Here is a 25,321-nt window from a genome sequence, read left to right on the forward strand (position 1 = left end):
GTATGGATTTGTTTTTTCTGTTTTTAGGTGTGGTTCTGGTCAATAACTTTATTCTTGCCCAGTTTTTGGGGGTTTGCTCCTTCTTTGGGGTATCCAATAAAATTGAAAACTCCGTAGGGATGAGTCTGGCTGTGACCTTTGTTATTACGCTGTCCGCCTTCTTTACGCATATCACCTATCGATATATACTGGTTCCATTGAAGGTGGAATATATCTCCACACTGGCCTATATCCTGATTATAGCGTCGCTTGTACAGCTTGTGGAAATGTTCATAAAAAAAAGCAGTCCTGCTCTTCACCGTGCCCTTGGCGTGTACCTGCCTCTGATTGCGGTTAACTGCGCGATTTTCGGTGTTGCCATCATTAATCAGGAGAATAATCATACTCTGCTCCAATCAGTTGTCTACGGCTTTGGTGCAGGGGTTGGATTTTCCGTTGCGATTCTTTTGATGGCAGGGCTGCGCACAAAGCTTGAGAAAGCAGATGTCCCCAAAATATTTAAAGGATATCCCATTACCTTTATTATCGCCGGATTAATGAGCATTGCATTTATGGGATTTTACGGTCTGTTTTAGAGATAGCCTTAAAAAAATATGATATGAGGAGAAAAAGATATGAATTTCCCCTATTTATTTAATCCGATGATTGCCATCGGTACCATTAGCCTGATTTTTGGACTTGTGCTGGGGTATGCAGGCAAAAAACTGGAGGTACAGGTTGATGAACGCCTGCAGAAAGTTCTGGAGGCATTGCCCGGAGCAAACTGCGCCGGATGCGGCTTCGCAGGCTGTTACTCATTTGCCGAGGCACTGGTAGACGGACGCGCCCCGTTGAACGGATGCCCTGTTGGAGGAGCCGGCACGGCCGAAAACATTGCCGGTATTCTTGGGGTTAAGGCCGAATCCTTTGAAAAGCATGTTGCCTTTGTAAAATGCATCGGTTCGGTTGCGGTTGCGCATTACAGATATTCCTACCAGGGGATTTTGGATTGCAACGCTGCCGTACAGTTAGCAGGCGGAGGCACAAAGCAATGCACCTATGGCTGTATCGGCCTCGCAAGCTGCCAGAAGCTATGCCAATTCGGCGCCATACGGATTGAAAATAATATTTCGGTGATTGACCCGGAGAAATGCACCGCTTGCGGCAAATGCTTACCGGCTTGCCCCAAGAATTTGATTGAACTGGTTCCGGCATCCTCCAATGTACGAGTTTCCTGCTTTACAAAGGAAAAAGGCAAAGAGGTAAAGCTTCGCTGCTCTGTGGGCTGTATTGGCTGCAAGCTGTGTGAAAAGGTGTGTAATTTCGGTGCCATCACAGTTAAGAATAATCTGGCAAAGATTGATTACCAAAAGTGCACCGGGTGTCTGGCCTGTGTCAAAAAGTGCCCTTCCAAGGTTATTACTATCATTCATGAAGAATAAAACCGTTTCACAACTCGTACTTTCTAAAAACAATGAGGCCAAACACGGCAGATATAAGCATGATGACAACCGAATTGATTACAATACTTATGATCATGTCCACAGAAAATGATGTTGAAGAAATGATCGTTGACATACCATAGATAGAGTGCCGCATGCTCAATTCAACGATTTTTACAGCACCGGAAGAAAAGCTGCTTAGATTTCTAAGGATGGACCAGGATGTTTCGCTGAATAATACATAGCATAAGCAGATAATGGCCGATAAGGTATTGTTTTTTATCAGTATAGAAAGCAGACAAATAATTCCCCCTAAAGAGGCGTAAACAGCGGACCCGCCAATAATCATGGCAATGTACTTACTCGTCAGTATATTACTGATTTGACCTGAGCTAAACAAAGCAATCAACTCAAACAATAAGAAAACAGCGGCAGATATAAAGGATGAAAGAATGGTTTTTGACAAATAAATATGAGTGCGGCTTTTGCCTATTATCCATTTATGCTGCCATGTTTTCCATTGATATTCTTGACCAATAAATACGGAGATTAGGATAGCAATCAAAATACCTAACCCTTTTTGATATTCTGTGCCTATTCGAATAATATCCTCGATCCCCTTAAATGCGGTTAAGTTTCCAAAAACTGAAATGCCAACCCGGATATCTTGACGCATAATCATCATCAGAGAAAAAGCAAGAATACCTGTAAATGCCATAATTCCATAAAATAACTTGCTCTTTCCAAGCCTGTAAAGGTCGGTTCTCAACAGATTAGTCATTTGCTTTACCCCCTTTTGTGTATTGCATATACAGCTTTTCTAATGAAGTTCCATTTTGGAAAGCGTCATGAGCAGCTATTTCTTTGACAATTTTACCGTCATGCAGAATACCAAGCCGGGTTATCACTTGTTCTAATTCGCTCAAAATATGGCTGGAAATCAGTATTGTCATGCCGTTTTCATGTAAGCACAGTAATAATTCACGAAGGTCTGCAATTCCGTCCGGGTCAAGGCCGTTCATGGGTTCGTCCAGGATAAGGATATCCGGCTTTTGCAATAATGCCATCGCGAGCTTCAATCGCTGCACCATACCAAGAGAAAATTGGCTTACAGGCTTATTGTTAGCAATTTCCAGACCGACAATTTCCAGCGCCTGCTCAATTTGGCTGTTATCATGCAGACCGAGTAAATGTGCCTGTTCCTTCATGTTTTCAAAAGCACTCATATTAAGGAAAAGCGATGGGTCATTGATAACAGCGGCAAATCGGCTTTCACGGCCTTCTGTTTTTGCTATGGAAACTGTTCCGTTAAAATTTTGGATTAGTCCGGTAAGAATACGAAGCAAGGTTGTTTTTCCAGAACCGTTTTTTCCAACCAATCCGTAAATATCTCTATACTCTACATGGATAGAAACCTCATTCAAAACGGCATTTTCTCCATACCGCATTTTGATATTTTCTGCTGTTAAAGTGTAATGGATCAATTTGCAATCCTCCGATCAATAAGGTTTTGGTAAAGCTCGTATATCCATAAAGATGTACAAAACGAGAGCAATGGCGGCAACCACTAAAAGTGTAAGAAGGACGCCTTTCAGCAAGGATTTCATCATTCCTTTTTTCCACCTCCTTGACAGTTTTTTTACCGCTTCGGCTTCTTTCAAATTTTGTTCTTTGCGGCTCAAAAATAGCTCTTCCTTCATTGCTTGCAATTCATCCTTGCAGCTATCGCATTCTGCAAGATGTTCCTCTATCACCGCCTTGCTTTCATTGCTGCATACCCCATCAAGATACAACGGGAGCAAGTCTTTTATAATCTCACAAGATATTTTCATTTCATTACCTCCTGTAATTGCTTCTTTGCCCTATAAAAAATCAGTCTTGCCCAACTGTCAGTTTTTCCGAACAACTCCCCAATCTGTGAGAATGGCAGTTCTCCAAATACCCGTAAAGTAAAAACTTCCTTGTATGGTTCACTTAAATTATGCAATTCAATATGCAGCCGTTTCGCCGTATCCTTGTCAAGATAATCCATCTCCAAATTGAATGTTATATCCGGTATACCGGTGTCCAAGTTAGATATCATACGTTTTTTCTTTTTGTAAAGTGTGAAATAAGCATTTTTTGCTATTTGGCAGAGCCAAACATACAGCTTACAGGAACCGTTAAATTTGTCTATGTGCTGCATGGCCTTGAAAAAGGTTTCTTGCGTTATTTCTTCTGCAATTGCTTCATCCATACAAAGAGATAGCACATATTTATATACATCAGAAAAATACTCTGAATATATCTCACCGAAATCCGCCACTTTTTCACCTCCTGATCTTACTCATAAGACTTGCATACTATATAAGCGTTTCAAACTTTTTTATTTTTCTGACCTCTTTCTAACAACCTGTTTTGTTGTCTTTCTTATTGTATTAGTATATAATAAAACAGTATTAAAGTAAGAGTATATTTCAATTTTGCCGGACAGAAAATTTTAAAGGAGGAGACCGGAGAAGAAAACATGAAGAACAGAATCTATTTCTCAATCGATTTAAAATCATTTTACGCTTCGGTGGAGTGCATGGAGCGCAAGCTTGATCCACTGACTACGAACCTGGTTGTCGCTGATGCAAGCCGTACCGAAAAAACCATTTGTCTCGCCGTCTCCCCCTCCCTCAAGGCATATGGTATTCCCGGCAGAGCGAGGCTGTTTGAGGTTGTGCAGAAGGTGAAGGAAGCAAATGCGGCCCGGTTACAAAAGGCACCGGGACGGGTCTTTTCCGGCTCTTCCTTCAGCGATATTGAATTGAAAGCCTCGCCGGAGCTCTCAGTGGGCTATATTACTGCCCCGCCGAGGATGGCGAAATATATAGAATATAGCTCGCAGATTTACGATATCTACTTGAAATACATTGCACCCGAGGATATCCATGTTTATTCCATCGATGAGGTATTCTTTGATGCTACCGATTACCTGGCCACCTACAAGCTTTCCGCCCGGGAGCTTGCTGCGAAAATGATTCTGGATGTTCTCGAAGCCACCGGCATTACAGCATCAGCCGGGATCGGCACAAATTTGTACCTTTGCAAGGTTGCCATGGATATTCAGGCAAAGCATATTCCCATGGATCAGAACGGCGTGCGCATTGCTGAATTAGATGAAATGAGCTATCGCCGCCTGCTGTGGTCACACCGGCCTCTAACCGACTTTTGGCGCGTTGGCGGTGGATATGCAAAGAAATTGGAAAAACACGGCCTTCTGACCATGGGTGATATCGCCAGATGTTCCATTGGTAAGCCTGGCGACTATTATAACGAGGATTTGCTGTACAAGCTGTTCGGTATTAATGCGGAGCTGCTGATCGACCATGCGTGGGGCTGGGAGCCATGCACGATTGCCGACATTAAAGCCTATCGACCAGGTACAAACAGTATCGGGTCGGGGCAGGTGCTGCAATATGCCTATTCCTTTGACAAAGCGAAGCTGATCGTGCGGGAGATGACGGATCTGCTGGTACTCGATCTGGTGGATAAGAGGCTTGTAACGGATCAGCTTGTATTGACCGTCGGATATGATATTGAAAATCTGACGAACCCGGAGAGAAAGAAATTATATCAAGGGGAGATTACCATTGACCGCTACGGACGTTCCGTTCCGAAATCTGCCCATGGTACGGCAAACCTTGGCAGACAAACCTCCTCTACTAAGCTGATTATGGATGCCGTCACAGAGCTGTTTGAACGCATCGCTGATAAAAATCTTCTGGTCAGGAGACTCAATATCGCGGCGAATCATGTTGTGGATGAGGGCACCGTGCAAAAACCGGACGGCTTTGAACAGCTTGACCTTTTTACGGATTACGCGGCTGCAGAGGCAAAAAAAGAGGAAGAAAAAGCCGGCCTTGAACGGGAAAAAAGGGTACAGAAAGCCATGCTGGAGATAAAAAAGAAATACGGCAAAAATGCCGTTCTAAAGGGAATGAATCTGGAGGAAGGGGCTACCACACTGGACCGGAATAAGCAGATTGGAGGGCACAAGGCATGACAAAGACATATGACGATATCATTCATTTACCGCGTCATGTTTCAGCAAAACATCCTCAAATGTCAATCAGTGACAGAGCAGCCCAGTTTTCCCCCTTTGCCGCACTAACCGGCCATGGCAGCGCCATCAAAGAAACTGCAAGGCTGACGGATGAGAGAGTAGAATTGGATGAGGATAGGAAAGAGGTTTTGAGCGAGAGGCTGCAGATGATAGCAGAACGGCTGAAAGAGCATCCGGAAATCACAATTACCTACTTTCAGCCGGACGCAAAGAAGGATGGCGGTGCTTATGTTACTGCTACGGGAACCGTTAAAAAGATAGACGGATATCAACGGGTTGTCATTATGATGGACAGCACAGAGATTCCCATTAATGAAATCATCAGCATAGAGGGACGGATATTTGAACCTATGGAGGTGTGACGGATGATAATCAAAAGCTTTACCGAAGAGCTATCGATCTGCAAAGTGCAGGACGTATCGGGGATCGATTTTTCTGACGAGTTTTGCTTTCTTGGTAAGACGGATGAGGAAATATCCCTTATTTGCTTAAGGGACAAAGTGCCTGAAAATGTAACACAGCGGGAGGATGGTTGGAAAATGCTTAGAGTTGAGGGAGAATTGGATTTTTCTCTGATTGGTATTTTATCGAAAATCTCCGCAATCCTTGCCGAAAATGAGAGTGGAATTTTTGCTGTATCAACTTATAATACAGATTATATTTTAACGAAATCATCAAACTATGAAAAAGCATTGTCCTGTCTGAAGAACTCGGGATACCAGATTATAACCTGAAGATTTTATAAAGAGATCTGTAAAACAGAAGCATTTGTAATTCACAAAACCATAGGAGGAATTTTATTATGAAGCTGGAAGTGTTTTTTGATTATACCTGTCCCTACTGTTATTTGGGCCTTCATGAGTTAAATCAGATATTGCCTGATTATCCCAACCTTTCTGTGGAATGGTGTCCATGTGAAATCCACCCGCAGTCAGAGCCCAGGGTATCCGGCTGGGATGCTTCAGGGGAGTGGTTCGTTGAGCTGAAGCCGCGTTTGGAAAGAGCGGGGCTATCCATAAAACGTCCCTTTGAGCCTGGAAATTACAGTTACCTGGCAATTCAGGGCCTGTTCTGGCTGGAGGAACAAGGTGCGGATATTAAGCGTTATAATGATGCAGTATATGCTGCTTTCTTTTGTGAAAGCAAGGATATTGAAAATATTGATGTGCTCAGCGACTGTGCTGTTTCGGCCGGAGCTGACGCGGAGTCATTTTGCCGGGCATTGAATTTAGAAATCTATAAAGAAAGGCGGCTGAGATTAAATAAGTACGGTTGGGAAGAAAACGCCCTGGATTCCGTGCCTTCTTTCCGCTTGGGCAACGCACGGCTGAATGCAGTGTATAGTGTAGGTGTTTTACGTGAGCAAATAGCAGAGTTCCTGGAAAAACATGCATAGGAGAGGTACCAGCTTGTCGGGTGAAATTTGAAGTTTGAAATTTGAAAAAACCTATTGACTCTCACACTGTGATATACTCTAAAATAAAGATGAGCTCAAAAAAACACATATATGTGAGGAATAAAAAATGCTGAGAATAGGTGATTTTTCAAAATTATCAAGGATTAGTATACGAATGCTGCGCCACTACGACGAACTGGGACTGCTGACGCCTAAGACCATTGATGACTTCACAGGCTACCGCTATTATGCGGAGGATCAGCTTCCGGTGGCCGGCCGGATTCTGTCCTTAAGGGACATGGGCTTTGGACTTGCCGCTATCGGGGAGATTCTAAAGAACTATGACGATCCGAAGGCCCTGGCTGAATTCCTGGCAGTGAAGCAGGCAGAGCTTCAGGCAGAAGCGGAAGAGGCAGGCCGCCGTTTACTCCTTCTTGATACAGCCATCAAACGGCTGAGAAAGGACGAAACTGCTATGAATTATAATGTAACCTTAAAGATTTTACCGGAGCGTTATGTCGCCAGTGTGCGCAAAACCATTTCCTCCTATGAGCAGGAGGGGATACTGTGGGGTATCCTGATGCAGGAGACCGCAGCTTTGAAACTGCAGGACAGCGAGCCCTGCTATGCAATGGCAATTTTTCACGATGCGGAATACAAGGAGACCGATGTGGATGTGGAGGTTCAAAAATCCGTGAAGGGCAGCTATCCGAACACGGAGAATGTGGTGTTTAAAACGGAACCGGCAGTAGAGATTGCCTCCGCCACCTACAAGGGCAGCTATGAAAAGGTGACGGAAGTCAATGAGGCAGTAGCAAAATGGGTACAGGACAATGGGTATGCCTTTGCCGGGCTTGCCTTCTGCATTTATCACGTAAGCCCCCATGAAACACAAAACCCCGATGAGTATGTTACGGAAGTGTGTTATCCCGTCAAAAAGAAATAATGTGCCTGTAAAAATACCGCCTGCTGGAAATGCAGGCGGTATTTTTATGCAGTCTTCCCCCTGTGTTTAAATCTCGTATATTTCCTTCGAACCGGAGATGGAGGCGGTGATTGCTTTCTCTACGGCAGTCACGGCTCCTTCCTTATCATGGTTTTTCAATGCCTCCAGGATCTTGCCCGCACTGTTGCAGACAACTTCATTTCCATACTTTTGGATAAATCTGATCCAAAGATGACTGACGGGGACACGAAAGGAACGATAAATTAAGGGAAGCAGAGTATTCCGGCTGGTCATGGCTAACTCATGATAAAAAGAGAACGCGGCATCCGCAGCCTTTTCCTGATTATCATTCAGACGCCGCATTTTATCTAAATAACGCTCCAGGGAGGTGATATCCTCCTCTGTGTGCCGGTCAACAGACAATTCCACCGCTAATTTATCTACAATCATCTTAATTTCCAATATAGACCGGATCTCGTCCCGGCGCAGATGCCCGCCGTTATAATTCATAATGGAGAGAAGGGTCTCCACGGTGCCATAGCGGCGGTAATCCATTACAAATACTCCGGAACGGGGCTTTACCTTTAAGAAGCCTTTTCTGGAAAGCTCGGCGATTCCGCCGTTTACTACCGCGCGGCTGACCTGCATCTGTTCGGCGAGAACACGTTCGGGCGGAAGCTTTTCTCCGATTTTTAACTTTCCGGAAAGAATCATAGTCTCGAGTTCTGTGACAAAAAGCTCTTTTAAGGTAGGTGCTTTTAATTTTGTGAAGTCCATTTGTATTCCTTTCTGAAACCCGATGTCATTCCTTAACTGGTATGACCAGATATCAAAAAAATATCATAATATAAAATAAAAATCAATAGAGGATATGAAATAAATGAAATATAAAGGCTGGCAGGCTGAATATCAGCAGTAGCGGACAGCAAGAAGTTTGATAAATACTTGACAATCCGAGCAAAACTTAATAGAATAAGGATATAATTGCACTACTGGTATGACCACAATAAAAGTGTTTCCTAAAAGGAGGAAGAATGATGTTTCGGTTTAATTATGGGGAGGGTGCGGAGTTTTTCAGTGTTTGGCTGGTGTGGATCGGCGTATTTCTCATTCTGTTTTTGCTGAATGAGGTTACCCGCAGATTTAAGGTGGCCGGCATCTTGGGATTTATGGTATTACCCGTCGTGCTTTCGGCACTGTGGTCTACTGTGATGAAAGAAACCACTTACACAGACTGGTTCCATCTGGCGAAGGTATATTCGTCGACAGCCGGCTGTATCGGCTTCTGGTGCATCCGCCATGTGCGCGGAACCAATAAAAAGACAGGCAGGGAATGGGCCTTGGCGGATAATAAAATAGCTCTTTGTTTTCCTCCGCTGATCCTGGCTATCAATATTTTAGAAGCGGTAGCACGTGATTTTGAAGTGGGCAGCAAGTATGCCGTAATGGCCCAGGATGTGACCGCTGATGCACCGGTGCTGCTCATGGGCGGCGCCTGGAATTATATGAATGCAATTGCCGGTATCCTGAATATTGTGATTATTACCGGCTGGTTCGGCATCAAGATCAGGAAGAAGACGAAGCAGGACGGCAGCAGGGATATGCTCTGGCCGGATATGCTGTGGTTTTACATTCTGGCATATGATTTATGGAATTTTGCTTATACATATAATTGTCTGCCCCACCATGCGTGGTATTGCGGATTTGCGCTGCTGCTGGCACCGACTCTGTGCGCGTTTACGGTCGGCAAGGGCGCATGGCTGCAGCACCGGGCCCAGACCTTGGCACTGTGGTGCATGTTTGCCCAGACCTTTCCCTTGTTCCAGGATTTTGGAAAATGGCGTGTGGACTCCACCTATAATCCTGCCATATACTTTGTGGTCAGCTTTTTAGCATTGGCGGCTAACATTGGGGGAGTGGTTTATATGATTTATAAGTGGAAGAAGACAAAACGCAATCCTTATAAGGGCGAATTATATACGGACTTAAGGGAGCATCAGGCAATCGCAGCGCTGGCTGAAAAATGAAAGGTATGGGATCAGAGTGAAGAAATTTAGAATTTTAGAAATCAGGGAAAGTATATTTGAGGACAATAACAAGGATGCACAGCGTCTCAGGGAGCAGCTAAAAAGTGAGAACACCTTTTTGCTGAATCTTATGAGCTCTCCGGGATCGGGGAAGACCACCACCCTGGTAAAGACAATCAACCGCCTGAAAGACAGGCTTAGCATTGCGGTCATGGAGGCGGATATCGATTCCGATGTGGATGCAAGGACCATTTCCGAGACCGGTGTCAAGGTAATCCAGTTACACACAGGCGGAATGTGTCATTTGGACGCGGATATGACCAGACAGGGACTCCAGGGACTGGATGCCAGGGGAACTGATCTTGTGATTCTGGAAAACGTGGGGAATCTGGTCTGTCCTGCCGAATTCGATACAGGCTCCACCAAGAATGCCATGATCTTAAGCGTTCCCGAGGGGGATGACAAGCCTCTGAAATATCCGTTGATGTTCCAGATATCCGATGCACTGATCATCAATAAGATCGATACCATGGAAGTATTTGATTTTAATCTGGATAAATGTGTGGAGAGAGTCAAAAAATTGAATCCCAAGATAGCGATATTTCCGATTTCCGCTAAAACAGGGGAAGGGATGGACGCATGGACGGAGTGGCTGTATAGAGAGGTGAAGGGAGAGTAAACTGTGGAGCAGACAATTACAAAGATGTATTTTCCGGAAGGATATGAGTGCCAGTACAAGGAGAAGGTGCTGGCCCTGGCTAATATGCTGGGCCGGAGGGATCCCAAGAAGAACGGATACAAGTGGGATGATCCGGAATACGTTATTTTAGAGCCGGGTATCGATGATGATATGGCCGAGGTAGGTCTGGCCATGGGTTACTATACCAAGAGAACTGCCGCGGAAGTGGCCCGTATTATGGGAAAATCCGAGGAATACTGCCATGAGCAGATGATGAAGCTGGCAGAGTACGGCACCTGCTTTGTGAATGTGATCAATGGAGTGGATACCTTCTGGCACGCGGAAAGCTGGATTCCGGGCATTATGGAGATGATCGTAAACAATCTGGAGGTGGTGAAGAAATATCCGGTGGTAACCTATGCCATGGAGGCGTATGGCAGAGTCCGGGGGCCCATGAGTGCAGGTATGTTCCCTCCCGGAATCGGACTGATGCGGGTAATTCCTATTGAGACGGCCATTGAGGGCAACAGCCGCAGAGCCAGTTATGAAGAGGTTTCTAAGTATCTGAATGATAATACCATCTTTTCCTGCTCCCCTTGCTCCTGCCGTACGGACCGAGAGGCCATGGGAGAGGGCTGCGGCCATCTGAAGGAGGATATGTGCATCCAGATGGGGCATGCGGCAGAATACTATATCCGCACAGGACGCGGACGGGAAATCACCAGGGAGGAAGCCTTTGAGATCATTAAGCGGGCGGAGGAGAATGGTCTGATGCACCAGATTCCCAATATCGACGGCTCCGGTAAGACCCATGCCATCTGTAACTGCTGCGGATGCTCCTGTCTGTCCATTCGTTCCGGAACCATGTATAAGAATGTGGATATGCTGCGTTCCAACTATGTTTCCAGGGTGGATAAGGATAAATGCGTAGCCTGCGGCCAGTGCGTGGAAAATTGCCCCATGAATGCCATGAAGCTGGGACAGAAGCTTTGCTCCAGCAAGCCTGTTACGGAGGATATCACAACAAGATATACCCCCAGGAACAATCCCTGGACACCGGAGGACTGGAATCCGGATTACCGGACCAACCGCCAGGAGGTGGTGGATACCGGTACGGCTCCCTGTAAGACCAGCTGTCCCGCTCACATTGCGGTGCAGGGATACATAAAATTAGCGGCCCAGGGCAAGTACAGGGAAGCCCTTGAGTTGATTAAAATGGAGAATCCCTTCCCTGCGGTCTGCGGATATGTCTGCAACAGGCGTTGTGAGGATGCCTGCACCAGAGGGGATCTGGATGAGCCTATCGCGATTGACGATATTAAGCGCTTTATTGCAGATCAGGATTTGAGCAAAGAGACCCGCTTTATCCCGAAGAAACGTTATAATTACAGCGATAAGAAAATTGCCGTTGTGGGATCCGGCCCGGCTGGATTGTCCTGCGCATACTATCTGGCGGTTGACGGATATAATGTGACGGTATTCGAAAAGGAAAAGGTTCTGGGCGGAATGCTGACCCTTGGAATTCCTTCCTTCGTTCTGGAGAAGAGGATTGTGGAAGCAGAGATTGATATCCTGAGAGAACTGGGTGTTCGCTTTAAAACCGGAATAGAAGTAGGAAAGGATATTACCCTGGATCAGCTAAGGGCGGACGGATATGCAGCCTTCTATCTGGCAGTCGGAGCCCAGAAGGGCCGGAAGACGGGGGTAGAAGGAGAAGACTATGAAGGCGTAATTTCCGGAATAGAATTCCTTTCCCGTATTAACCGGAACGAAAAAGAAAAGATTTCCGGCAAGGTAGTAGTCATCGGCGGCGGTAATGTAGCCATCGACGTAGCCCGTGTGGCGGTTCGCGCCGGCGGGGACAAAGTCAGCATGTTCTGTTTGGAGAACAGAGAACAGATGCCTGCCCTGAACGAAGAAACCCTCGTGGCGGAAGAGGAGGACATCGTAATTAATAATTCCTGGGGACCTAAGCGTATCCTTGGGGAGAACGGCAGGGTAACCGGAATTGAATTGATGCGCTGTACCGGTGTCTACGATGAAAACGGCCGTTTCAGTCCGAAGTATGATGAAAACGACACAATGATTGCAGAAGCGGACTATGTTCTCTTATCGGTAGGCCAGTCCATCGACTGGTGCGGTATTCTGGAGGGCAGCCAGGCGGTTCTGAATCCCAACAATACCATTCGGGTGGATGAACTCACTTACCAGACGAATCAGCCGGATGTATTTGCGGGCGGAGATGCGGTAACCGGCCCCCGCTTTGCCATCGATGCCATCGCGGCAGGAAAGCAGGCGGCGATTTCCATTCACCGTTTTGTCCAGGTGGGGCAGGATCTGCTCATCGGGCGCAGCCGCCGCCAGTATACCGAATTAGATAAGAGAGCTGTTATGATCGACAGCTATGACACAACACCACGCCAGAGGGCGGCAAAGCTGGACGGACAGGAAGCGAAGAAAACCTTCCGTGACATCCGGGCAGCGCTTACGGAGGAGCAGATGCAGAAGGAGACCCAAAGGTGTCTTGGCTGCGGCGCAACCGTGGTGGATGAGTACATGTGTGTGGGCTGCGGAATGTGTGCCACAAAATGTAAGTTTGATGCTATTACCCTGGAACGGGTCTATGACGGTAAGGGTGTGGAGTTCCTGGGCATAAAAAAGGCGATTATACCCCATGTCATTAAGCGTAAGGTAAAGATAACTGCCAAAAGAGTACTTGGAGGGAAAAGATAAACGATGCACGAACTGGGTATCATGTACCATATTGTTGAACAGGTATTGAAGGTGGCGGAATCAAACCGGCTCTCGGAGGTGGAGGCAATTGTCCTGCAGGTGGGGGAAATGTCTTCGGTGGTTCCAAGGTATCTTCATGCCTGCTTCCCCGCGGCAGTAGATGGGACCGTGCTTGAAAATACCAAATTAGAAATAGAAATACTCGCCGCCAATGGGATTTGCAGAAACTGCAGGAAGGTATATCCATTGCTGGAACATGCAAGGGTGTGCCCGGAGTGCAGGAGTGAAGAATTTGAGATAATCAGCGGAAGAGAGTTTTACCTGAAGGAAATCAGGGCGTGCTGAGTTGATGAAAGGGGGTTCGGTTGTATTTTAGTCGGAGCCCTTTTTCTCGTGTCTTGACAAGTCCGGCCGGTTGCGATATTATTTGGCAAGGGGCATACGCAGGAAAGCTGATATTAGGGGAGGATTTTTTATGAATGGTTATTATGGCATACCAACCTGGTTAACCTATTTGAATATGATTTTTGGTGTGATCGGCGTGAGCTGTGCGTTTAGAAGCGATATTTCCACGGCCATAGTATGCCTGATTATTTCCGGCATATGTGATATGTTTGACGGAACAGTCGCCAAATGTTTTAAACGAAGCGATTCTGAAAAAAGCTATGGTATCCAGATTGATTCATTAGCCGATGTCATCAGCTTCGGCGTGCTTCCGGGCGCAATCGGCCTCGCTCTTGGCATGGACCGCTTTCCCATGGTGATGGTGGTGGCGGTTTATATTCTCGCGGCACTGATCCGCCTGGCCTACTTTAATGTAACGGAGATGGTAATTCAGAGCAGCGGCAATCAATGCAGAACCTTTTACGAAGGGCTGCCGGTCACAAGCGTTGCGATTATCATACCCTTTACCTATTTATTGAGCCTCTGGTTTGATTTTTCGCTTCCGAAATCCTATGGCATTCTTCTGGCGGTTATCGCAGTTCTTTTTGTTTCGAAGTTTCATGTACAGAAGCTGAAAATGAGAACGATGCTTGCTCTGGGAGCGGTCAGCATCCCGGTTGTAGTGGTGCTGATTATTAAGGTTGTGATGCGCAGATGAGCGGCGTAGCCACCCATTCCGCCAAGGAAAGCGCCTCACTCAGGTTCCTCTATGGTACCCCTGCCGGACGGGCTGTGCTGAAGATACTTACGCAGCCTGTTTTTTCCGTTGTTGGCGGTGCTTTTCTAAAAATGCCGTTATCCACAATACTGATAGACAGCTATATACGGAAAAACGGGATTAATATGAAGCGATTTGCAAGGAAGCGCTATCGCTCCTTTCATGATTTTTTTATACGGGAATTAAAAGAAAAAGAATTTTCAGAGGAATGTCCCGCACATCTTTTGCTTGCCCCCTGCGATGGAAAGGCATCGGCTTATACGATCTCAGGAGAGAACGCTTTTCGTATCAAAAACTCAGTATATACCATAGGGGATCTGCTGGAGGATGAAGTGCTTGCAAAGGATTTTACCGGCGGCACCTGTGTTATCTTCCGCCTCACTCCCGATGACTATCACCGGTATTGCTATGTTGATGACGGGGAGATTCTTGCCCGGAAGGAAATAAAGGGAGTGCTTCATACCGTACGTCCCATCGCCCATTGCCATTATCCTGTTTTTGTACGGAATAGCAGGGTGTGTACCATGATGCGCACAGCCCATTTCGGTGATGTGATACAGATTGAAGTGGGAGCCTTGATGGTTGGGAAGATCCGGAACCATAAAAACTCCGGCAGCTTCTCCAGGGGCGAGGAAAAGGGACTTTTTGAGTTTGGCGGTTCCACCATTCTTCTTCTTTTCAAGGAAGGCGCTGTTCAGATAAAGAAGGATATTCTGGCAGCCACTTTACGAGGAGAGGAGCATGTCCTGCGTGTCGGGGAAGTAATTGGTGAAAAAGCGGAAGGAGGGCTTTCATCATGTGGGTTATAGCACTTATTTTGGCACTTTCGGCCTTTGTCGGATTATTTGTAAACGCAGGCCGGAAGCTTTTTCTGTGGCTGAGGCCATTGTTTACCGGCGTCAGCCCGGTGATGTACGGTACGGTATACGGAGTGATCCTTACAGCGGTTCTGGCTTTCTTTGTGGTTAGCCGTATACCGAACAATGGGTTGCCCCGTATTATTTTTAATATCGCGCATTATGCCCTTGGGTTTCTTTTATACATTATGATGCTTGCCAATCTAGTGGATTTGCTGCTGTTCCTGGGCAGGATCCTTCGTCTGTTGCCGGCGCAGCTGCCCCAGCAGGCTTCGATTGCCGCAGGAACCGCTGTATTGGTGATTGCGGCGGGGCTGTCGGTCTATGGCGCGGTTCATGCATCCGCAATCCAGACCGGCAGATATGAGGTACAGCTTCGCTTGGGGACAGAGGCGGAGGAAAGGGATTCCCTGCAAATCGCCTTGATCAGTGATCTGCATCTTGGATATGTGATGGAAGAAAATCATATGAAGAAAATCGTTGCGGCGGTAAATGACGTAAAGCCGGATCTTATCTGCATCGCAGGTGATATTTTTGACGGTGACGCCACATCGCTGAAGAATCCGGAAGCGCTTCAGCGCTTGTTCCGTGAGATGAAGGCAACCCATGGTGTCTATGCGGTTCACGGCAATCATGATGCCGGGGCAAGCTATGATCAGATGATGGATTTTCTCGCCGGAGCCGGTGTTCAGGTACTGAAGAACGAGGCGGTGGTCATTGACGGCAGAGTTGTTCTGGCGGGCAGAATGGACTCCTCACCCATCGGCAGGCAGGGGGAGGGGCGTAAAGCGCTGGAGCTTCCCCAGGGAACGGAAAATCTTCCGGTGATTGTCATGGACCACCAGCCCGGCAATATAAAAGAATACAGCGGGAATGTAGATTTGATTTTCTGCGGGCATACCCATCAGGGACAAATGTTCCCCTTTAATCTGATTACCAATGCGCTGTTTGATGTGGATTACGGATATTATCAGATGCCGGATAACGGGCCGCAGGTGATTGTCACCTCGGGGGCAGGAACATGGGGACCCCCTCAGAGGGTCGCCACTGACAATGAGATAGCGGCAGTTCGGATTGAATTTCCCTCCCAATAGCGGAAGCAATATGGCCGGAAAGCTTCTGAACTGTTACTGAAAATCAACAAAAATTTTGATCTGGTGCAAACCAACCCGTTGACAAATGACGTATAATATTCTATCATATAGTAATGATAACTATGTGACGTTGTATTTGAAAGAAGGTTGGAAGATGCTGGAGCAAATGATTAAGATTGGAGTATTTGGCGATTCGATACTGAAGGGAATACAGATCAATCCGGTAAACAAAAAATACTACGTAAATAATAATATCGATGCAGATACCTTAAGCAGGAAATACCCGATACAAATTCAAAATTATTCAAGCTTTGGATGCACGGTAAAAAAAGGCAGTGAACAGCTTAAGAAGAGACTGGAACAGGACTTGGGATGTGATGTGATTGTCATGGATTACGGCGGGAATGACTGCGATTTTAATTGGAAAGCCATCTCGGAAAATCCGGCGGGCAATCATTTACCCAACACACCAATCGAGCTTTTCACGGAGATTTACTGCGGTATCATCGATACCTTGAAGAAAAAAGGGATCATACCGATCTTGACGACCCTTCCGCCCTTGGAGCCGCAGCGGTTTTTTGACTGGTTCTGCGGAAGCTTAAATAAAAAGAATATCCTTACCTGGTTAGGTGATATCAGTACCATTTATAATCATCAGGAAAGCTATTCCAGGGTAATTGAGAAGATTGCCATGGAAACCCAGGTTCCGCTGATTGATTTAAGGGGAGCATTTTTGAAAGCAGGAGATGTGAAAGAATTACTTTGCGAGGATGGAACCCATCCCAATACCTTGGGACAGAAAGTCATTGCATCGTCTTTTGATCATTTTGCAAAGGGATTTGTAAATACCGTTCTTATGGCGCGTTGAGTTAAGAGGAAGAAAAAAGTGGGTGGGGGAGATCACATAAATAACATGAGCAATATCGAAAATGTAAAGAAGCAGTATTCAAATTCAGATAACCTTAATATTAGAATAGCGATCCATGAAAAATACAGTGTAAATAAACAGGGCTTTGGAAATTGGATTAATGAACAGTATGAAATACCGGAGGATTGCCGTATCTTAGAGCTGGGCTGCGGTAACGGTGATATGTGGAAAGAAAAAATAAAGCATATCGGGAAGAACAGCACATTAATATTATCCGATTTATCAGAAGGTATGGTTGAGGAGGTAAAGGAAAAGTACAATAGCTATGAAAATGTGTCCTTTCAGCAAATCAATATATAGAAGCTTCCGTTTTTATGCGGGAAGCGGCTGACTACCTCCCAGGCTGAAACAGACCAGTGGATCGGGCGGATCAAGCCTTTATAGCCCAACGCAATTTTGCACACCGGGCGCGGCTGTTGGAATTACATTCTTCCGCGGAGGGCCGGATAGCCTCGGGAGCGATTTCTTTATAGACGCCTTCGCGATAGAAGTGCTGAAAGGATTTCTTGACGAGGCGGTCTTCCCCGGAATGAAACGTGAGGATAGCAACACGTCCGCCCTCAGCCATGGCCGCAGGAAGCTTTTCCAGGAATTCATACAGCACTTCGAATTCATTATTCACATCAATCCGTAATGCTTGAAAGCATCTCTGACAGGATTTTTTAATTTCATCATTTCTATCTTTTTCCGGGATGAATTTCAGTGCATCTTTAATAATTTGCTGGAGCTGGCTGGTTGTCACAATGTCGGCTCCCTTTTTTATTGCAGTAACAATGGCGCGGGCGATTTCCGCAGAATGGGGCTCATCCGAATTTTCCAACAGCATACTGTGTAATTCATCCTGTGAAATGGTTTTAAGGCGTTCCGCCGCGGAGACGCCTTTTGACGGATTCAGCCGTAGGTCCAAGGGCCCTTCTGTTTTAAAAGAAAATCCCCGTTCAGGATTGTCGATCTGCATAGAGGAAACACCCAGATCCGCTAATATAAAATTCAACGGCCCTGCTTCGGCGGCAATTTGATCTATATTGGAAAAGTTCATTTGCCGAATGGTCAAAATCTCCGGGCCATAGCCTAAGCTCTCTAAGCGCTCCCTGGTACGCGGCAATTCAATAGAATCTACATCTGTAGCATATAAATGCCCCTTAGCATTCAGACATTTCAGCATCTCCAGGGTATGACCGCCGTAACCTAAGGTTGCATCCAGTCCGGTTTGCCCGGGAGTGATCTGTAGGAATTCCAGGATTTCTTTAACGCAGATAGAGCGATGCATACCGGCAGGGGTACTGCCTTTTTGAATTACCTTTGCCACGGTATCCGCATATAACTCCGGCTGCAGTTCCTTATATTTATCTTTAAAAGTCTTTGGGTGAGTCCCTTTATATCTGATACGCCGCTGGTGTTTCTGTTCTTGATGATCCATCCTTAATTCCACCTTTTCCAATATCTGTTTTTTTATATGTGATTCAAAGCCTCTTAGAAGCCGGCGGTTCGGAATATTCCTGCCAGTCATATGATATCAAATGCACTTTGTAAAAGCAAGGAACACGTATATTTTATAAATATTAATTTTATTGTTGACAAATAAATAATATTATCGTAATATTTTTATAAATTGATAACATATAAAACATACATATTTAGTATGTTTTAAAAAGATGATCTTTGAGAAAAGAAAAAAGCAGAAAGAAGAGGGGGAATCAGCAGTGGATGTTCTTGAAGAAAAGATAATACAATTGATTGAAAGGAACCGGAACAGAATACTGGAATTCGGCAGGGATATTTATGACCATGGAGAGCTGGGATACAAGGAGTTTCGTACCTCGGAAAAATTCGTTAATTTCATGGAAGGATTAAATCTGCCGGTGGAGAAGAAGCTGGCCATCACAGGAGCAAAGGCATATTTAAACAGAGAGAAGGCGGGCAATGTGTCGCTGGCTTTGATTGGGGAACTGGATGCTCTGCGAATCCCCCGGCATGCCCATGTGAATAAAGAGACCCAGGCGGCCCATTGCTGCGGGCATCATGCACAGCTGGCCGGGGTCATTGGTGCAGCCATTGCCTTAACCGATGAACAGGTAGCTTCCGCATTGGATGGGCAGTTGATCTTCTTTGCTGTTCCGGCGGAAGAGTATGGTGAGGTTGAATTTAAAAATAAGTTGATAGAAGAGGGAAGAATCCAATATGGCGGCGGAAAATGTGAACTGATTCGCATCGGTGCTTTTGAGGATATTGATTTAAGTCTGGCCCATCATTCCTCAGAGGAGGGAGTCTCCTTTGGCAGCGGCAGCTGCAATGGATTTGTATCAAAGGTAATTAAAATCAAGGGAAAGGCGGCCCATGCAGCGGCGGCTCCCGAAAAAGGGGTGAATGCCCTTTCTGCAGCTTCTTTGGGGCTGCAGGCTCTCGGTTTGAATCGGGAGACCTTCCGTGACGGGGATCACGTCAGAGTCCATCCCATCATGACGAAGGGCGGAGATTTAGTTAATGTGGTGCCCAACGATGTGGTACTGGAAACCCTGGTACGCGGCAAGACCTTAGATGCCTTTGCCGATGCCTCGGAAAAGACGGACCGCTCCTTTAAAGCGGGAGCCTATGCCCTTGGTGCGGGATACCGGATTGAAACGATGCCCGGATACCTTCCCGGTTTATCTCAACTATTTCCTGAGGAGGTTGTGGAAATTGCGAAGGAGCTGTTAGGAGAAGAAAAGGCAAAGGCTGCGGATATGGAAAGGCATGGCGGGGGTTCGACGGATGTCGGAGACCTTCAGCATATCATGCCGGTGTTTACCTTTCATACAGGCGGAACGGCAGGCGGCTTCCATCAGGTGGATTTTGATATTGTCGACGAAGAGGAGGCATATATCCTTACGGCAAAGCTGTTTGCCCTATGTGCCTACCGGTTTTTAAAGGACGGGGCAAAATCAGCAAAGCAGGCTGTGGCTTCCTATCGGCCTAAATTTAAAGGGAAAGAGGAATATGTATCCTTTATGAATCAGTTTAATCGAATAGAAGAAAGCGATTGATTCATGCAGCTTTTTTTATCCCTTAAAACATATTAAACCTATATAATTAATAAGAAAGGGAAACGAGATGGGTAAGGAAAATTTTAAACCAGAGGGCTCCGTGCCCAGGGAAGTGGCAGTCAACGAGGTTCGGAAGGCCGCCAGACAATTTGCACTCTTATATTTTCACTTCAGCAAAGTACTCTATGATCGCTTTGGCCTTGAGGAAGCAAAAGAGATAGCACGGCAGGCTGTCTTTGAACAGGCGGTGGACCGCTCCGATCAGCTGAAAGAGAAAGCGGCGGCACAAGGGTTAAAGACGGATACGGTGGAGGATTTCAGGAAGGTCATTGATTTACCGTTTTTGGGATGGGTGCCGGAATGGGGAGAAGACCATTGCCCATATGGGGAGATCTGGAGGGAATACATAAGAAAATACCCCTGGTTTAAAGAGCTGGCCCCTTTTTATTGTGATGTTATTGATACCACCACCATTGAGAATTTCACGGGACATCTTTCACACAGAATACTCCAAAATGTTATTTTAGAAGGCGAGAGCTGCCAACGGGAATACTTTGAAAGCGATAAAGTGAGGAGAGGAGAGTTCACCTATGGCACCAAAGGGTAAAGGGATCAGAAAAAAAGGGAAAAAGAAAAGCCCCTGGATTCAAATATTACAATGGTCAACCATCGCTGCGCTGCTGCTTTCCATGCAATTTGCGGTGGATAGCGGTAAAGTGCAGAAGGTATTTTTAGCTTCTCCAACCTCAATTGTAAAAAAGGGTGTGGATGTGATTTTAGATGGTACCCTGCTTCCCCACTTAAAAATCACAATGGAGGAAGTCTTCGTTGGTTACGGGCTTGCGATGGCGGTTGGAATCTTCTTCGGATTAATATGGGTTCTGTTTCCGCCGGTGGAAGAGTACATGGATATGTTTTGTTCGGCAATCATGGCAGTACCAAAGACAGCAATACTTCCGCTGTTGATTCTCTGGTTTGGTATCGGATTTAAATCGAAGGTGATATTAATCTTTCTGTTCGGGGTATTTACCATCCTGTATAATACGGTGACCGGTGCCAAACAGTGTAAAACAGAATACTTAAAGGTCGCCAGGGTATTCCGGGCGAACCGTTTTCAAACCGTATTTAAGGTCATCATTCCGGCTGCGCTGCCCTCCATATTTAACGGCTTACGACTTGCCATCGCTACCGCGCTGACCGGTGTGGTGTTCTCGGAGATGCAGGCGGCGAAGGCAGGACTGGGTTATTTGCTCTCCCAGGCACAGTCATTATTAAATACACCCCTTATGTTTCTTGTCATTATTATAGTTACGGTTATTTCGGTGCTGCTAGTGAAGCTGGTTTCCGTTATTGAATACATGGTGTGCCATAAGTGGAGGCGTGTATAGGGAAGATAGGTAAAACAATAGAAAGTAACGAATAGCAATAAAGATCAACGAGAAACAACGGAAAGTAATAAAAAGCAATAAAGAATAACGAATAGTAACGAAGAGCAATAAAAAGTATCAAAAAGCAATGTAAAGCAATACAAAGCAACAAAAAGTAAGGAGATAATGGGAACAGATAACCAATATAAGGAGAACAACTATGGACAGAAAAAAAGCAGCATTTATTTTAGTACTTATTATCATGGCAGGGATGCTGGCAGGATGCAAAAGCTCGGCTGGCAATGATAATAATATACCTTCGGGATCACCGGATACGCTGGTATTACGTTCCAGCTTTGCCCAGGGCATGACCGGGGCGGTAAATAACTTTGCCATACAAAAAGGCTTATATAAGGAGCTTGGCATTGAATTTGAAAACGTACAGAATTCAGACGGAAATGCTGGGGTGCTGTCCCTCATAACGAGGGGTGAGATTGATATTGCGGACGGTGACCCAAGCACCTACATACCGGGTATCTATAACGGAGTGCCCGGAAAGCTGGTGGGAAATATGTGGAGGTACTCCGGCTGCTTTTGGCTGATTGCCGACAATGAAATTCAAAGCTTTGAAGACTTAAAGGGAAAGACAATCGGCGTGCAGAGCGCGGCGGGCGGTATGAGACTGTCCGTACTAAAGATGCTGGAAAAGAACAATATCAGTGCGGAGGAAGCAACCCTCGTAGCCAATGGTGCTTATCAGGATGCATATGCCACCTTACTGTCAGGTGAAGTGGATGCCACCATTATCCACAATCCCTTTGCGGTATTAGCAGAAGAAGAGGGAGTCGGCCATATCTTGGGGAGGGCATGGGATTACATTCCGGACTACTATACGGGAACGATTATCGCAAGCAACCGTATTATCGAAGACGAACCGGAAAAATTGCAGAGATTTATAACGGCGTATTATCAGGTTCACGAAAAAGTGAAACATGAATACTTTGATGAGTTTATCGAGTGGGCAGCGGGGCAGATGAACACCACTCCGGAATTAATGAAAAAAGCAGTAAACTCAGAGATTGATGTATGGCTTGATTATCCCGTCATTCCGGAAAACCGTCTGGAAACAACCTTTCGGTATCTAAAGGAATATGGTTGGGTCGATGAAAGTATAGACTACACGGATACCTATACGAATCAATTTGCCCAGGTTGCAGCGGATACCCTTGGATTAACAGATCCTGAGAAAAAGTAAGTGAGGACAGAAAGCATGCCTACGATTGAACTGAAACATGTCTCTAAAGTTTATACCGCTGCAGATGATCAGGAAATACACGCCCTGCAAGATATTGAGCTTACGGTAAGGGACGGCGAGTTTGTCTGTGTTGTCGGCCCAAGCGGCTGCGGCAAGTCGACCCTGCTTGAAATTGTGGCGGGACTTCTTGAGGCGACGGTTGGTACAATCCTCCTTGACGGACAAAAGGTGAACGGTGCCAGCCGTGATATTGGGGTGGTTTTCCAGGATCCCTCGCTCTTTCCCTGGAGAGTGGTGCAGAAAAATATTGCCTTTGGAATGGAAATTGCCAATGTGCCAAAGGAACAGCAAAAAGACCGGTTAAGGAAATATATTAACATGGTAAATCTCAACGGCTTTGAACATAAGTACCCTTCCCAGCTCTCCGGCGGTATGCGCCAGAGAGTGGGAATTGCAAGGACCCTTGCCATGGAACCCAAGGTTATGCTTATGGATGAACCCTTCAGCGCGGTGGACCATCTAACCAGATGTACCCTGCAGGAGGAGCTGATTCAGATTTGGGAGAAGGAAAGAAAGACGATTTTCTTTGTAACCCATGATATCAACGAAGCGGTTTTTCTGGCAAATCGGGTGGTGCTCTTAAGTACCAGGCCGGGGCGGATACAAAAGATCTACGATATTCCCTATCCCCAGAGGAGAAATCGGAATGATAAAGCATTGTTCGACATCGCGGCACAGATCATGATGGATATTAACAACACCGGAAAGCAGATACCGGCAGATTATTACGGAGACCTGTAAAAGGTCAGGAAAGGAAGGAAAGCATATGGTTCGGGATACAAGCATGGATTATCTTACCGCTGAGGAGGCGAAGGAAATATGGAATAACAATATGCGCTTGACAGACGAGGAGTTTTTAACGATGGATGAGGTGGAGTTTCGCGCAAGGGTCAGGGAACGCTCCCATCATACACTGGAAATCCAGGTGTATGCAACTGCCTACCGTCATAAAAAGTTAGGGGAAAGACAGGCCGATTACACGAAACGTCTGTTGGAGCTGTGGGAAAAGAGAGGGCTGTCAAAAGACCTCCCGGAGTATCGTTACGCTTCTTTTCTGGTAGAAGCGGCAGAAAAACTCATAAGAGGGGAAGAGGTTGATTTAAGCCCATTTAAGCCGACACCGGTAACAGAGGAAATGGAACGTGCATTTTTTACCATTGTCAAGGAACGGCGTTCCGTACGTGAATTCAAGGATCAGGAGGTGCCCGATGAATTGATTGATAAGATATTGGAAGCGGGACTCTGGGCGGCCCATGGCTGCAATATACAGTCCATCCGTTATATTGTTGTCCGTGATAAGAACGAACCGGGCTTATTCAGGGGAAGTGATGTGCCGGGCGGCCCGGTGCATCTGGTGATCTTGCAGGATATGCGCTGTTACCGCGCGAACTCCTTTACCCCGGTGAGGAATCAGCTTCTGGATGCCGGAGCCGCCGGTCAGAATATCGTGCTGGCAGCCCATGCGGCAGGATTAGAGGGAGTATGGCTGACATTTAATGAAACAATGTGCGAGCGCCTGAAGAAAAGATTTGAATTACCGGATTACCTGCGTCTGGTGACTTATGTGGATGTCGGTTATGGGGATCAGACCCCCTATGCCCCGCAGCGGTGGGACGTGAAAGATACGATTCTGGGCAGATATTAATATCGGGTTAAATTATGACACAGAAAAATCCTCTTGACAAATAAAATTAAACAGCATACACTATTAACAATGTTAGCTATTGATGAAAATCGCTATGGAAGAGGAAAGAGAGGGAGGAATTGAGCCGCATAGAAGAAATGGTTGACGCTTTGGAAAAATTATTTTCCCGCAGAGAGGTCATGGATGAGTTTAACCGTTCCGGAAGGGGAGAGGTATTCATTCTGAAGTATCTTTTTCTGAAGGATGCTCCGGCGCTGCCGTCCGAGCTGAGTGAGGCGCTGAACAGCAGCACGGCCCGAATTTCTGCGGCTCTGGGAACCCTGGAAAAGAAGGGGCAGATTCGCCGTGAGATAGATACCAGAAACCGCCGTTATATTCTGGTTACCCTTACAGAAGAGGGGCGGAAGCGGATTCATGCAATCCTGCAGCAAATGCGGGGGGATATGATTCGGATACTGACGGAGATGGGGGAAGAGGATGCCGGAGAATTTGTGCGCCTCACAACACGTTTTTCCGAAATTGCCGAGCGTGTCATAACCGACACGATGAATTGCAGAAATCAATCATCATGGGAAGCTCCTGCTAAATAATACGGGTGGAAGAAAGAATGCAGACGGTATATGGTCTGCATTCAAAAA

The 25,321-nt window shown here is 46.1% G+C and carries 29 protein-coding genes; 23 read left to right on the plus strand and 6 right to left on the minus strand.

Annotated elements, in window-relative coordinates:
- Positions 1-2 precede the first annotated feature (2 nt).
- Both rsxA and HNQ56_RS19690 read left to right on the plus strand, forming a co-directional pair.
- The gene (gene rsxA, locus HNQ56_RS19685; RefSeq protein WP_429149653.1) at positions 3-575 is read left to right on the plus strand and encodes an electron transport complex subunit RsxA; all 573 of its coding nucleotides are present in this window, start codon (positions 3-5) and stop codon (positions 573-575) included.
- Positions 576-614: 39 nt separating this feature from the next.
- Entirely contained in the window at positions 615-1,421 is an 807-nt protein-coding gene (locus HNQ56_RS19690) for an RnfABCDGE type electron transport complex subunit B (protein WP_429149655.1), read from the plus strand.
- Between the two features lie 7 nt (positions 1,422-1,428).
- On the opposite strand, the gene HNQ56_RS19695 is transcribed toward HNQ56_RS19690, so the two are convergent.
- The 4 genes from HNQ56_RS19695 to HNQ56_RS19710 are packed head-to-tail and all read right to left on the minus strand — an operon-like array spanning position 1,429 to position 3,726.
- Positions 1,429-2,202, minus strand: coding sequence for an ABC transporter permease (locus HNQ56_RS19695; protein WP_429149657.1), 774 nt, complete (start codon positions 2,200-2,202; stop codon positions 1,429-1,431).
- Complete coding sequence (locus tag HNQ56_RS19700) at positions 2,195-2,905, minus strand: ATP-binding cassette domain-containing protein (RefSeq protein ID WP_429149659.1); 711 nt, start codon at positions 2,903-2,905, stop codon at positions 2,195-2,197. The genes HNQ56_RS19695 and HNQ56_RS19700 overlap by 8 nt, the downstream gene beginning before the upstream one ends.
- 15 nt (positions 2,906-2,920) lie before the next feature.
- Entirely contained in the window at positions 2,921-3,253 is a 333-nt protein-coding gene (locus HNQ56_RS19705; protein WP_429149661.1) for a zf-HC2 domain-containing protein, read from the minus strand.
- The gene (locus HNQ56_RS19710) at positions 3,250-3,726 is read right to left on the minus strand and encodes an RNA polymerase sigma factor (RefSeq protein ID WP_429149663.1); all 477 of its coding nucleotides are present in this window, start codon (positions 3,724-3,726) and stop codon (positions 3,250-3,252) included. Before HNQ56_RS19710 ends, HNQ56_RS19705 begins: the two co-directional genes overlap by 4 nt.
- Positions 3,727-3,927: 201 nt before the next feature.
- Between HNQ56_RS19710 and HNQ56_RS19715 the strand changes: the two genes are divergently transcribed.
- The 5 genes from HNQ56_RS19715 (at position 3,928) to HNQ56_RS19735 (ending at position 7,853) form a co-directional block, all read left to right on the plus strand.
- Positions 3,928-5,451 (plus strand): Y-family DNA polymerase, encoded by a 1,524-nt coding sequence (locus HNQ56_RS19715; RefSeq protein WP_429149665.1) that lies wholly within the window; start codon positions 3,928-3,930, stop codon positions 5,449-5,451.
- Entirely contained in the window at positions 5,448-5,873 is a 426-nt protein-coding gene (locus HNQ56_RS19720) for a YolD-like family protein (RefSeq protein ID WP_429149667.1), read from the plus strand. Before HNQ56_RS19715 ends, HNQ56_RS19720 begins: the two co-directional genes overlap by 4 nt.
- 3 nt (positions 5,874-5,876) lie before the next feature.
- The gene (locus tag HNQ56_RS19725) at positions 5,877-6,245 is read left to right on the plus strand and encodes an ACT domain-containing protein (RefSeq protein WP_429149668.1); all 369 of its coding nucleotides are present in this window, start codon (positions 5,877-5,879) and stop codon (positions 6,243-6,245) included.
- Between the two features lie 68 nt (positions 6,246-6,313).
- Entirely contained in the window at positions 6,314-6,907 is a 594-nt protein-coding gene (locus HNQ56_RS19730) for a DsbA family oxidoreductase (RefSeq protein WP_429149671.1), read from the plus strand.
- Between the two features lie 127 nt (positions 6,908-7,034).
- Entirely contained in the window at positions 7,035-7,853 is an 819-nt protein-coding gene (locus HNQ56_RS19735) for a MerR family transcriptional regulator (protein WP_429149674.1), read from the plus strand.
- A 66-nt stretch (positions 7,854-7,919) separates the two neighbouring features.
- Here the strand turns inward: HNQ56_RS19735 and HNQ56_RS19740 are convergent, their stop codons facing one another.
- Positions 7,920-8,630: a FadR/GntR family transcriptional regulator gene (locus HNQ56_RS19740; RefSeq protein ID WP_429149677.1), complete on the minus strand. Its 711-nt coding sequence runs from the start codon at positions 8,628-8,630 to the stop codon at positions 7,920-7,922.
- A 260-nt stretch (positions 8,631-8,890) separates the two neighbouring features.
- On the opposite strand from HNQ56_RS19740, the gene HNQ56_RS19745 reads away from it, so the two are divergent.
- The 9 genes from HNQ56_RS19745 (at position 8,891) to HNQ56_RS19785 (ending at position 17,633) form a co-directional block, all read left to right on the plus strand.
- Complete coding sequence (locus HNQ56_RS19745; protein WP_429149679.1) at positions 8,891-9,880, plus strand: DUF5692 family protein; 990 nt, start codon at positions 8,891-8,893, stop codon at positions 9,878-9,880.
- Positions 9,881-9,896: 16 nt separating this feature from the next.
- Entirely contained in the window at positions 9,897-10,559 is a 663-nt protein-coding gene (gene hypB / locus HNQ56_RS19750; protein ID WP_429149682.1) for a hydrogenase nickel incorporation protein HypB, read from the plus strand.
- A gap of 3 nt (positions 10,560-10,562) precedes the next feature.
- Positions 10,563-13,292 carry an FAD-dependent oxidoreductase gene (locus HNQ56_RS19755; protein ID WP_429149685.1) on the plus strand — a complete coding sequence of 910 codons (2,730 nt, stop codon included), beginning with the start codon at positions 10,563-10,565 and terminating at the stop codon, positions 13,290-13,292.
- 3 nt (positions 13,293-13,295) lie between these two features.
- On the plus strand, positions 13,296-13,637 hold the full coding sequence (locus HNQ56_RS19760; protein WP_429149688.1) for a hydrogenase maturation nickel metallochaperone HypA/HybF: 342 nt from the start codon (positions 13,296-13,298) through the stop codon (positions 13,635-13,637).
- A gap of 130 nt (positions 13,638-13,767) precedes the next feature.
- Positions 13,768-14,394, plus strand: a complete 627-nt coding sequence (locus HNQ56_RS19765) for a CDP-alcohol phosphatidyltransferase family protein (RefSeq protein ID WP_429149690.1) — start codon at positions 13,768-13,770, stop codon at positions 14,392-14,394.
- Positions 14,391-15,263, plus strand: a complete 873-nt coding sequence (locus HNQ56_RS19770; RefSeq protein WP_429149692.1) for a phosphatidylserine decarboxylase — start codon at positions 14,391-14,393, stop codon at positions 15,261-15,263. The genes HNQ56_RS19765 and HNQ56_RS19770 overlap by 4 nt, the downstream gene beginning before the upstream one ends.
- Positions 15,251-16,405: a metallophosphoesterase gene (locus HNQ56_RS19775; protein WP_429149694.1), complete on the plus strand. Its 1,155-nt coding sequence runs from the start codon at positions 15,251-15,253 to the stop codon at positions 16,403-16,405. Before HNQ56_RS19770 ends, HNQ56_RS19775 begins: the two co-directional genes overlap by 13 nt.
- A 154-nt stretch (positions 16,406-16,559) precedes the next feature.
- A complete protein-coding gene (locus tag HNQ56_RS19780) occupies positions 16,560-17,273 on the plus strand; it encodes an SGNH/GDSL hydrolase family protein (RefSeq protein ID WP_429149696.1) in 714 nt (237 codons plus the stop codon).
- Positions 17,274-17,318: 45 nt separating this feature from the next.
- A complete protein-coding gene (locus tag HNQ56_RS19785; protein WP_429149699.1) occupies positions 17,319-17,633 on the plus strand; it encodes a class I SAM-dependent methyltransferase in 315 nt (104 codons plus the stop codon).
- 70 nt (positions 17,634-17,703) lie between these two features.
- On the opposite strand, the gene rsmH is transcribed toward HNQ56_RS19785, so the two are convergent.
- Positions 17,704-18,753: a 16S rRNA (cytosine(1402)-N(4))-methyltransferase RsmH gene (gene rsmH, locus HNQ56_RS19790; RefSeq protein ID WP_429149702.1), complete on the minus strand. Its 1,050-nt coding sequence runs from the start codon at positions 18,751-18,753 to the stop codon at positions 17,704-17,706.
- Between the two features lie 235 nt (positions 18,754-18,988).
- On the opposite strand from rsmH, the gene HNQ56_RS19795 reads away from it, so the two are divergent.
- From HNQ56_RS19795 to HNQ56_RS19825, 7 genes are all read left to right on the plus strand, one after another.
- Positions 18,989-20,356: an amidohydrolase gene (locus HNQ56_RS19795; protein ID WP_429149704.1), complete on the plus strand. Its 1,368-nt coding sequence runs from the start codon at positions 18,989-18,991 to the stop codon at positions 20,354-20,356.
- A 67-nt stretch (positions 20,357-20,423) separates the two neighbouring features.
- Positions 20,424-20,963 (plus strand): hypothetical protein, encoded by a 540-nt coding sequence (locus tag HNQ56_RS19800; RefSeq protein WP_429149706.1) that lies wholly within the window; start codon positions 20,424-20,426, stop codon positions 20,961-20,963.
- Positions 20,947-21,744 (plus strand): ABC transporter permease, encoded by a 798-nt coding sequence (locus tag HNQ56_RS19805; protein ID WP_429149708.1) that lies wholly within the window; start codon positions 20,947-20,949, stop codon positions 21,742-21,744. The genes HNQ56_RS19800 and HNQ56_RS19805 overlap by 17 nt, the downstream gene beginning before the upstream one ends.
- 199 nt (positions 21,745-21,943) lie before the next feature.
- The gene (locus HNQ56_RS19810) at positions 21,944-22,978 is read left to right on the plus strand and encodes an ABC transporter substrate-binding protein (RefSeq protein WP_429149710.1); all 1,035 of its coding nucleotides are present in this window, start codon (positions 21,944-21,946) and stop codon (positions 22,976-22,978) included.
- 15 nt (positions 22,979-22,993) lie between these two features.
- Positions 22,994-23,779, plus strand: a complete 786-nt coding sequence (locus HNQ56_RS19815; protein ID WP_429149713.1) for an ABC transporter ATP-binding protein — start codon at positions 22,994-22,996, stop codon at positions 23,777-23,779.
- Between the two features lie 25 nt (positions 23,780-23,804).
- On the plus strand, positions 23,805-24,683 hold the full coding sequence (locus tag HNQ56_RS19820) for a nitroreductase family protein (protein WP_429149716.1): 879 nt from the start codon (positions 23,805-23,807) through the stop codon (positions 24,681-24,683).
- Positions 24,684-24,832: 149 nt separating this feature from the next.
- Positions 24,833-25,273, plus strand: coding sequence for a MarR family winged helix-turn-helix transcriptional regulator (locus HNQ56_RS19825; protein WP_429149718.1), 441 nt, complete (start codon positions 24,833-24,835; stop codon positions 25,271-25,273).
- The last annotated feature ends 48 nt before the right edge of the window (positions 25,274-25,321 follow it).

The sequence above is a fragment of the Anaerotaenia torta genome (assembly GCF_050433395.1).
Classification (GTDB): Bacteria; Bacillota; Clostridia; order Lachnospirales; family Lachnospiraceae; genus Mobilitalea; species Mobilitalea torta.